Origin of the sequence: Moorena sp. SIO4E2 (genome assembly GCF_010671945.1) — a bacterium.
GTDB lineage: Bacteria > Cyanobacteriota > Cyanobacteriia > Cyanobacteriales > Coleofasciculaceae > Moorena > Moorena producens.
Window position 1 is genome coordinate 1 of sequence record NZ_JAAHIE010000217.1, and the last position, 9,643, is coordinate 9,643.

The 9,643-nt window shown below is 45.2% G+C and carries 8 protein-coding genes; 5 read left to right on the forward strand and 3 right to left on the reverse strand.

The window, feature by feature from the left end:
- Positions 1–27: 27 nt before the first annotated feature.
- Complete coding sequence (locus tag F6K37_RS20950; protein WP_287251898.1) at positions 28–1,467, reverse strand: NupC/NupG family nucleoside CNT transporter; 1,440 nt, start codon at positions 1,465–1,467, stop codon at positions 28–30.
- A 222-nt stretch (positions 1,468–1,689) separates the two neighbouring features.
- Between F6K37_RS20950 and F6K37_RS20955 the strand changes: the two genes are divergently transcribed.
- Together F6K37_RS20955 and F6K37_RS20960 are read left to right on the forward strand one after the other, a co-directional pair.
- Entirely contained in the window at positions 1,690–1,950 is a 261-nt protein-coding gene (locus tag F6K37_RS20955) for a hypothetical protein (protein WP_071105323.1), read from the forward strand.
- Between the two features lie 107 nt (positions 1,951–2,057).
- Positions 2,058–4,088, forward strand: coding sequence for an ABC transporter ATP-binding protein (locus tag F6K37_RS20960; protein ID WP_287251900.1), 2,031 nt, complete (start codon positions 2,058–2,060; stop codon positions 4,086–4,088).
- 194 nt (positions 4,089–4,282) lie between these two features.
- On the opposite strand, the gene aroF is transcribed toward F6K37_RS20960, so the two are convergent.
- Positions 4,283–5,236 (reverse strand): 3-deoxy-7-phosphoheptulonate synthase, encoded by a 954-nt coding sequence (gene aroF, locus F6K37_RS20965; protein ID WP_071986924.1) that lies wholly within the window; start codon positions 5,234–5,236, stop codon positions 4,283–4,285.
- A gap of 480 nt (positions 5,237–5,716) precedes the next feature.
- Between aroF and F6K37_RS20970 the strand changes: the two genes are divergently transcribed.
- Positions 5,717–7,321: a helicase C-terminal domain-containing protein gene (locus F6K37_RS20970; protein ID WP_353838297.1), complete on the forward strand. Its 1,605-nt coding sequence runs from the start codon at positions 5,717–5,719 to the stop codon at positions 7,319–7,321.
- Positions 7,322–7,592: 271 nt separating this feature from the next.
- On the opposite strand, the gene F6K37_RS20975 is transcribed toward F6K37_RS20970, so the two are convergent.
- Positions 7,593–8,783, reverse strand: a complete 1,191-nt coding sequence (locus F6K37_RS20975; RefSeq protein ID WP_287251903.1) for a succinylglutamate desuccinylase/aspartoacylase family protein — start codon at positions 8,781–8,783, stop codon at positions 7,593–7,595.
- A 265-nt stretch (positions 8,784–9,048) separates the two neighbouring features.
- Here F6K37_RS20975 and F6K37_RS20980 point away from each other — a divergent pair, with 265 nt between their 5' ends.
- Together F6K37_RS20980 and F6K37_RS20985 are read left to right on the forward strand one after the other, a co-directional pair.
- On the forward strand, positions 9,049–9,294 hold the full coding sequence (locus F6K37_RS20980; RefSeq protein ID WP_009148995.1) for a UPF0175 family protein: 246 nt from the start codon (positions 9,049–9,051) through the stop codon (positions 9,292–9,294).
- The coding region (locus F6K37_RS20985; protein ID WP_287251905.1) for a PIN domain-containing protein at positions 9,291–9,643 on the forward strand (353 nt) is incomplete at its 3' end. The genes F6K37_RS20980 and F6K37_RS20985, both read left to right, overlap by 4 nt.

Here is a 9,643-nt window from a genome sequence, read left to right on the forward strand (position 1 = left end):
TTAGACTTCACATTTGCTGACTTGAGACTATTTTCCCAAAATTGCTGGGTTGCCGAAATCAAACACACCAGCAATACAGCCAGTCATGTATGTAGCTAAAGTTGCTGCCCAGAGAGCTTTCCAGCCAATGGCGCTAATGTCAGCACGACGTTCGGGAACCAGACTTGCTAAACCACCAACAAAAATGCCAAAGGAGGCAATATGAGCAAAGCCACAGAGGACATAGCTGATAATCAAAATAGCGCGATCGCTAATTAATCCCTGGGCTGATAGCTGGGCTAACTTAAGATAGGAAGGAATCTCGGTTTGCAATAACCGTTGACCGATCAGCACAGAGGCTTGCCACAGTTCTTGCCAATTTAGGGAAACACCAGTCAGAAAGGTCAAGGGCAAAAACAGTACCCCAAAGATATTATCTAAGGTAATCACACTAAAGATATTACCGATTAGCTGTAGTAGGGGATTGTTACTAGCAGTCAAATTAGCCAAATAAGCAAAAAAAGTATTGACGAGTGCGACTAAGCCTAGGATTGCAATGACTACAGCGGCAATTCCCACAGCCATCCTCACTCCATCCGATGCTCCCACAATTAAACTATCGATGAGGCTAGGTTTTTTCTGATTCCGGTCTTCTTCCTCTGTTGGTACCTTCCCTAAGGTTTTGGGCACATCGGTTTCTGGCACAATCAGTTTCGCCATCACGAAGCAGGCGGGGATAGTTAGCACAGAAGCGGACATCAAGTGACCAGTAATGGTGGGGAAAGTCGGTCGCAAGAAACTGGTATAGAGAGCCAATACTGTTGAAGCAATCGAACCAAAGCAGCATGTAAGAATAGCACACAGTTCGCTGCGGGTCATATCGGCTAAGAATGGCTTGACTGCGATCGCTGATTCAATCCCTACAAAAATATTCGCTGCTCCTGATAGGGATTCAGCACCACTAATACTCATAGTTGCCCGGAATAGTCTGGCAAAGACCTGAACCACTGGCTGGATCAGATGCAGTCGATACAACAGAGCAATCAAGGCAGAAAAGAAAACCACCTGGGGTAGGGAGCGGAAGGCAAAAATAAAGCCGAAATTCAGATTATCTGGAGTGAGGCGATCCCCTGGGACAGAAACGTAAGGAGTTCCCACTGCTCGGTAAATCCAGCGTCCCGCTGGACCAGGACCAACCATCAATTCTGGATCAGGAACAAAGGCAGAATTACCACCACCGAGCATAAACCTAGCTCCTGCTTCTGAAGCATCCAAGATAGCATTGAGAGCGTCATTCAAGCCGAGGATGAATTGGCGGGTGGGGGCAAACAGGAATATTAACAGTCCCATCACCAGTTGTAAACCAATGCCGAAAATGATCACTTTCCAAGGAATTAGGCGGCGATGCTCAGAACTGAGCCAAGCAATGAAACATAGGGCAAAAATACCACAGAAGGAAATAAGATTGAGATATAACGGATGAGACATGGGCCCTTGTGTTTTCAATTAGGCAATATCGTCAGCCATGAACTAGCACGACCAGATCCTATGGCAGAGGTACTGCCTCAAGCTAACTAAAACAATATCCGATTCAGGGGAATTTATAGATGGTACAACCCCTAAAATAGTCTCAGGGAAATCAAGAATCCCAAATTAACGTAACTATTGCTAACTATTACCCCCCGAGACCCCGAGAGGATTGCTATATATATGGATGCTTTTGCCCCCTTACCGCCTCAGTGGACCAAATCAGCCACCCATGCCTTGGAATTCTGCTGTCCTAGTTGTCGAGCATCTGTTCTAGAAGCTGAGAAGGTTTGGATTAATCGGTCCTCACCAGTGATGGGTGAAGACCACCGCCGGAAGTGGCAAGAGTTTTATCAATGTCAGTGTGGCTATGTATGGTGGGCTTGGAGTAGCGATCGCCCACCCTCAGAATTGAGCAATCGAGAGAATCCTCCTATCGTTTAACCCCCGATCGTCCTTCCCGTTCTTTGCGTCTTCGTGGTTAAGTAAAAGCACTCTCAATTTTATTTGCGCTACCATATTGTTCACCAAATTAACACCCTTAGTGTTAGATGACCAGCAGATCACCAGGTAAACAGGCAGCTCCAAAAATGCGAACGCAAGAGAACGACTGGAGACTTTTCCTACGCCTAGTCCCCTACGCCCGTCGCAGCAAAGGCCCGCTATTTATTGCAATTACTTTATTGATACCCCTGTCCGTAGCAAGTGCCATTCAACCCTTAATTGTTGGGCAGGTAATCTCTTTAATTCGTCAAGAAGATCGAACTTGGTCTTTCCTATTAGAGCGCTCTCTCTCACAGAGCATCAATATTCTGATCTCTATACTACTATTAACCATACTAATCCGGTTAGTGTTCGTTGGGATTCAGGGATTCGTGGTGGTGAAGATAGGTCAACGAATCACTGCTGCTATCCGGGAAGACCTATTTGAGCACGTCACCTCCCTAGCGGTGCGATTTTTTGACCGCACACCAGTAGGGAAATTGATTACCAGGCTCACTAGCGATGTGGAAGCCCTAGGCGATGTCTTTTCCACCGGTGCCATTGGCATCGTGGGTGATTTACTATCCATGATAGTCATTGCTAGTACCATGTTTTTGGTGCAATGGCAACTGGCATCGATCTTAGTGCTAATGCTCCTGCCAGTGACTACTATCATTATTTACTTCCAGAAACAATATCGCAAAGCTAACTACAAATCTAGGGAAGAACTTTCCTCCCTAAACGCTATGCTGCAAGAAAACATCTCTGGCATTAATATTGTGCAACTGTTTCGCCGTGAACAATACAATGCCGAGATGTTTCGCACGGTTAACCAAAAATACGTCACTGAAGTAGACAAAACCATCTTTCACGATTCAGCGATTTCAGCAACCCTAGAGTGGATTTCCCTGGTAGCGATCGCAGCAGTGTTGTGGAGCGGTGGTCATTTTATCCTCAAAGATCACCTGAGTTTTGGTGATTTGTCTGCCTTTATCCTCTATGCTCAGCGGCTATTTGACCCCTTGCGTCGGTTTTCAGAAAAATTCACTATGCTCCAAGCTGGTTTCACTGCAATTGAGCGCATCAGTGACATTATGAATGAAACCATTGAAATTCGTGACCCCGAAGGGTTGCAGGTCAGACGGTTGCAGGTGGCAAGTTCTCCAGAGTTTGAGGGAGGGAAACAAGACCGGAAACAATCTGGGGATTTACCGATAAAGCCTCCAAGCAGCTTGAATGGTGATCTAGCCCATCACTCTTCTAACTTATCCTTGGGCAATGGTTATACCGAACAACCGTCTAACCTTGGCCAAAAGGCCACGCTACGGGAACAACCTTTGACCAACGGTCACGCTACGGGAACAACCCTAAACGGAGAGATTTGCTTTGAACACGTTTGGTTTGCTTACAAAGAAGATGAATATGTTCTCAAAGACTTGCACTTTACCATTCATCCAGGGGAAAAAGTTGCTTTAGTTGGTCCGACCGGTGCGGGTAAAAGTTCCATTATTCGGTTGCTCTGCCGCCTCTATGAACCAAGCCAAGGGAGAATTCTCGTAGATGGGATTGATATTCGGGATTTACCCCAGGCAGAACTACGACGCCACATCGGGGTCATCCTTCAGGAGGGATTTCTTTTTGCTGGTGATGTTAAGAGTAATATTTCCTTAGGAGAAACCTACTCCATTGAGGCAATTAAAACCTCAGCGGAGGTGACGAATGTGGCTAGCTTTATCGAAAAACTGCCCCAAAGCTACGATACCCAGCTGCGAGAGCGAGGAACTAATCTGTCTGCTGGCCAAAAACAATTGTTAGCCTTTGCTCGTGCTGCAATTCGTAACCCCCAAATCTTGGTGCTGGATGAGGCAACAGCTAGTTTAGATGTGGCTACCGAGGCTCTGATTCAAGAAGCGTTGGAACGGCTGTTAGAACAGCGGACTGCAATTATTATTGCCCACCGGCTGTCCACTATTCGTAATGTAGACCGGATTCTGGTACTCAAGCGAGGAGAGTTAGTAGAGTCGGGAAGCCATGAGGAATTGTTAGAGCAAAACGGATTATACGCTAGTTTATACAAATTGCAGATGCTAGGAGAATGATGGCTAATCTAGCATTTTCATTTAAGATGTGAAACTACCATTGATGGGAATAGGTAACAGGGAATAGGGAACAGGTAACAGTAGGAAAGAGCGATGCAGCGCTATAAGACCACGCTAAATCATTCCCTGTTCCCTTGTCCGAAGTTCCCTATTCCACCTCAAGTAGCGCTATAAATAAAAATTGTCGTTTCTGCTTAAGATGCGTTCGCGTAGCGTGACCGTTCGCGTAGCGTGGCCTTTTGGCCAAGGTCAATCGCTAACTCCGGAAGAGTGACAGGTTCTACAATCTGTCGTCCCACTGCTGCTGCCACCGGCTTTAAGCTATGAACCAAATCCACCATTGCTTCGATAGAAAGCGCCTGTCTAGCATCAGAAACAGATTTTTCTGGTTCCGGATGACATTCAATAATCAGTCCATCTGCACCAGCGGCCACTGCAGCTTTTGCCAGAGGTGCCACTAATTCCCGCTTACCCACAGCATGGGAAGGGTCTACAATCACTGGCAAGTGAGTCAACTGCTTGAGTGCTACTACTGCTCCTAAATCTAAGATATTGCGGGTATAGTTATCGAAACTGCGAATACCTCGTTCACACAACACCACCTGAGAGTTACCGTGACTGAGGATATATTCCGCTGCCATGACGAATTCCTCAACAGTAGCAGCTAGTCCCCGCTTTAGCAGTATCGGCAAGTCTTGCTTACCCAAGGCTTTGAGTAAGTCAAAGTTTTGCATATTGCGACTACCTACCTGAAGCAGATCAGCGTGGTTAGCAATAGATTCAATTTGCCCAATCGACATCACCTCCGTCACTACTGGGATTTGGTGACGCCTGCCGATATCAGACAAAATTTCTAGTCCTGCTAGTCCTAGCCCTTGGAAAGAGTACGGGGAGGTGCGCGGTTTGAAGGCACCTCCCCGCAATGCTTGTACCGGGGCAGCTTTAAGTTTAGTAGCCACTGTTTCCATCTGGGCGTGACTTTCTACGGTACATGGACCACCAATAATCACCAGTTCTGAACCACCGAAGACAACTTGTTCTGAGAGTCTAACGATGGTTTGGTGATTGGGGTTAGTAGCTAATGCTAATTTAGCGTTCAACATGGTTATGGACTCCTTAGTTACAGATTTAGTTACAGATATGGACATAAAAAAAACCCGGAACCTTCAAGGAACCGGGTTGCTGTGAAAGGTTGGCACGACCTAACTACCCGGAACGATTTCTGGGCCAAAAAAAGTAAAAGCCGTAAATGTTGTAAAGGTAGGTGGTCATGTCTTGCTCTTGTCGCTGCTTTACCTAAAAAAACAAAGGACCGCAGATTATATTGCTGCGGTCCACCGGGGGGTTCCATATGGAACTATCGTCACCTCCGGTGAACCTTCCTAAACCAAAAATAAAAGTAATAGCTGGGGCTGAACATGTCTTTTTGGGGCGTTAGCTATAAAAGTTTGGCAATTTCTTTTTACTGATACTACCCTAGCAAGGGTAATCGCCTCATGTCAATAGTTACTGGGAAATCAGGAAAATTCTGAACTACTACCCCTGGCTTCGATGCAGCCTAATCCCATCTATGCTTGTCTAGTCTTTCACGATTTTTGCCCAAGACATGATTTAAGATCACAGTATAAGTGCTTATTGCTCAGTTTAACGAGGCAAAGCCGTTGAATGCTAGTTTGATTGAAGTCAAAGTTCATTCCTCGTTACGGGATTTTTTGCGATCGCAGGGTCAACCCAATTGGCCTCACCAATTGACTATGGCGAGGCTAGTGGCACGAGCCTTGCGGTTAGGGCGTTCTGCTTTGATACAGACCGGTTTAGAACCCTTGCAGGAAACCTCTCTACAGTCTTCCTATCGCCTGAGTTACCTGGCACCAGCCCTGGTTTGGTCTGGACCTGTGATCGTAGTAGCACCCTTATGGATACAAGAATGGTTGCTGCAAAAGGAAATTCCGCTTTTACAACAGTGGTTTGGTAGCGATAAGGTAATTCATAACAGTGATAGGTTTCCCGATCAACCGTTCCAAGGACTGTTGATTACCTCACCAGAATCGTGGCTAACAGACCGCTTGAAGCACAAGGGCTGGTTTCCTAATCACATCCCTACTGTGATTGATGGTGTGGATGACCTAGAATCTTGGACTAGTAACCAACTTAAAGGCTGCATCCAGCCCCAAGACTGGGACGCACTGATGCAAGCCCATCCACAAGAGGCTGATTTGATTCGGGATGTGCGGGTAAAGCTAACCAAAGCCTTATTTCAGCGCCCTGCTAACCCCTATGAGTGCTACGTGATTGAAGCTGATCAGCAAGATGGCTTGGAACAGCTATTTGATCGACTAAGTTCCCTCAGCACTGAAGCACAATCCCTGTATCTGCTGGAACCCTGGAAAGATTTTTGGGACTGCTGGCAGCAGTCAGGTCAGCTAATGTGGGCAACCGTTGCGCGATCGCAAGGTCAGTTTTCCTTATATAGCGCACCAGTAGAAGTCGCTACAGCCTTAAATCCCATTTGGTCGAGACAGCCAGTAGTGCTAATCGGTGGGGCTCTAGATTTAGAGAAAAGTGCCTCTGTGTACCGTCAGCAGCTCGGATTAGGCGAGTTAACCTGTTTGAAGTTTTCCCCTCACCGACAGATTCAACTGTATTTGCCCGATCGTCTACCCATGCCCAATACAGAGCGATTTCAAAACGCTCTGACTCAAGAAATTGGCACCCTACTGACCCTAAGTACTGACATCACCAGACCAGTAGTTATTTTAGTTGGAGATGTCCCCCTCAAAGCCCAGCTAGGGGCAGTCTTAGCAGCAGAATTTGGTTCCCGGGTGCAGGTAGAAAGCACCAGTCTCAGTCACAGAAGTATTTTGATTTGTGGCTGGGAATTTTGGCATACCTATCAAGCTCAAATCCCCCGTCCCCAACTGTTGATGATTGCTACCTTACCAATTCCCTCTTTGGAAAATCCATTAGTTGCTGGTCGAGTCGCTTACTACAAGCAGCAACGTCAGGATTGGTTTCGTTTGTATTTGTTACCAACAGCATTGAGAGAATTACAACGAGCAGTGGCACCAGTTAGAGCTACTCAAGGCTGTGTTGCCATCTTGGATAATCGTGTAAACCGCCGCAGTTATGGACGCCATGTGTTATCAGCCTTGAGTCCTTTTGCTCGAATTAATTATTTAGATGCTAGTTGGTTTAATTCAGATTCCCCAGAAGGACAAGATACTTGGCTTTAGAAAGTCAGTAAGCTAAAACGAATTTAAAATGCGTTTTAGCAAGGCAAAAGGCAAAAGGCCTGCATGATAAAGGGGACTGGAATATATATTTTTTAGTTGATTTCACGGGCTTATACAGTTTAAATTCACAACAGTTTAGGTTAGTAAAATTAAAGCCAAAATGTTGAGTAACCCAAGTCCTAATTACAATCCAAGTTTGAATTAACTGTTTCCCACCCCTACAGAATTATCAAATGTCAACATTCAGCTATCAGCTCTCAGCTATCAGCTCTCAGCCATAGGCCAAGCCTGATGGCTGACGGCTGACGGCTGAATGCTTACTATCAAATTGCCGTATTGATAGCACATATTCCCCTTGATTTGCACTATAATTTGTTGAAACATCAAACACTAAACCATCTGTCTCAGCCTTGATATCAATTACATTCGGTAGATTTCCTTCTTTATTAAAGCTCAGTAGCTGATAAAGTCTATCTCCTACTTTGACAACACTCCCTAACTCAACTCTCGATTGAATCATTCCTCCAGCCGGAGCATAGTATCTCTCGATGTTATCTTTAGATGCTAATTTCATTTGGTAGGAGTCTGGATCAGTTATCGGAAAATCCGGCAATTGTAACATTCCTTTTTTCGACAAATAGTTTTTGATACCGTATACTCCCCGTTTCACAGAATCTGGATTCATTTGCATCCCAGAACCCAATTCTAGAGTCCATGATTCAATATCAAACTGAAGGGTTCTGCCTAACTTTGCCAAGGCTTTCTCTAACCCTTGCCAAGGCTTAATAAATGCCTCATCGAAAGCATCCCCATCATACTCATCCTCATGCATCACAATTCCATAATCGAGAAGAAAGTCTTTGGCGCTTTTTTCCCGAGAGTAGAAGCCATACAAGAAATCAAGTCCTTGATTAGTAGAACTATGGATATCAATCACATAGTTAGCATCTACACATAAAGATTGCAGTTGATAGCGATAAATGTGACGAAACGGTAATCCCCTCGGAGAGTAGCAGTCTTCTAAGTGTTGTTTCAAGCTAGACTGGATCCGTGCTAAATAGTTATTTCTGATTTCATCAGGGTTCAAATTAAGTTGAGATTGGGCGAAATCCTCTAAATCATCACACTCTTTTTCATAGTCCCAAAAGATCCGATTCCAGTCTTGACCATCGTAAGGATTGAATCCTCCTGTGGCAAAGAAATGACTACGCTGATTAGTGCTAGCTGGATTACAAACAGGAACCAGCCAGATTTCCCCAGTCAGCTGAGTGTCATCCAGAGTGCTCAAAAAGTCAATCAACTGGTGAATGACCGCATTACCAACAATTTCACAACCATGGAGATTGCCTTGTAAATATGCCTTCTTTCCTGGTTGGGAGCCAACGAATTTATAGACTTGGAGCGAAATGCGATCGCCTGAGGTTAGTTGCTGAATTGGAATAGTAGAAATAGTTGGATTCATCTAGCAGTTTTAAATTGGGTTAGGTAAAACGTCCTAGTTTTTAGGGAGTAGGGAGTAGGGAGTAGGGAGTAGGGAGTAGGGAATAGGGAATAGGGGGAATAAAATTGACTTTACCTCATAAGTATGATCAATACGTATGATCAACGGTATAGTTGAGCTTAACCCCTATGGTTTTAATGGGGTTAAAGATTTTGTACCATACCCTGGTATCCATCTAGTCAATCGGTAGGTGTTACCATTGAGGCAAAAGTTAGGAGGAGGCACGATGAGCGTTACGATTCCCAACGATATCTTCCAATCCACAGGCATGACAGAAGCCGAGCTAGAGCTGGAGATAGCCGTGATGCTGTATCAAAAGGAAAAACTTACCCTCGGCAATGCTAGTCGTCTTGCTGGCATGAATCAAATTAATTTTCAACAACTCCTTGCCAGTCGCAATATTTGTCTGCATTATGATGTAGAGGATTTTCGAGAAGACCTGCATACTCTCGAAGAATTAAAGAGCCTGTGAAGATTGTCAGCAATACCTCTCCCATTACCAGTCTGGCTGCTGTAAGACAGTTAGAACTTCTGCAACAACTGTACCGGCATATAGTAATCCCGCAAGCTGTAACCTTGGAATTGACTGGTGCAGGCCCAGCAGTACCAGGAGCTAAAGAAGTCCAGACATTCGGGTGGATAGAAACGCGGCAGGTAAGAAACCAAGCTTTGGTACAGGCACTGCGGCAAAAAGTGGATCCTGGTGAAGCCGAAGCGATTGCGCTAGCGATAGAATTACATGCAGATCGCCTAATAATAGATGAACGTAGAGGTAGAAAAATAGCAGCCAGTATGGGCCTCAAGTATATTGGCATTCTCGG

What these genes read in the sequence shown, in the direction of transcription:
- F6K37_RS20950 (WP_287251898.1), bottom strand. Translation starts at nt 1,467, where the DNA reads ATGTCTCATCCGTTATATCTCAATCTTATTTCCTTCTGTGGTATTTTT.
- F6K37_RS20955 (WP_071105323.1), top strand. Translation starts at nt 1,690, where the DNA reads ATGGATGCTTTTGCCCCCTTACCGCCTCAGTGGACCAAATCAGCCACC.
- F6K37_RS20960 (WP_287251900.1), top strand. Translation starts at nt 2,058, where the DNA reads ATGACCAGCAGATCACCAGGTAAACAGGCAGCTCCAAAAATGCGAACG.
- aroF (WP_071986924.1), bottom strand. Translation starts at nt 5,236, where the DNA reads ATGTCCATATCTGTAACTAAATCTGTAACTAAGGAGTCCATAACCATG.
- F6K37_RS20975 (WP_287251903.1), bottom strand. Translation starts at nt 8,783, where the DNA reads ATGAATCCAACTATTTCTACTATTCCAATTCAGCAACTAACCTCAGGC.
- F6K37_RS20980 (WP_009148995.1), top strand. Translation starts at nt 9,049, where the DNA reads ATGAGCGTTACGATTCCCAACGATATCTTCCAATCCACAGGCATGACA.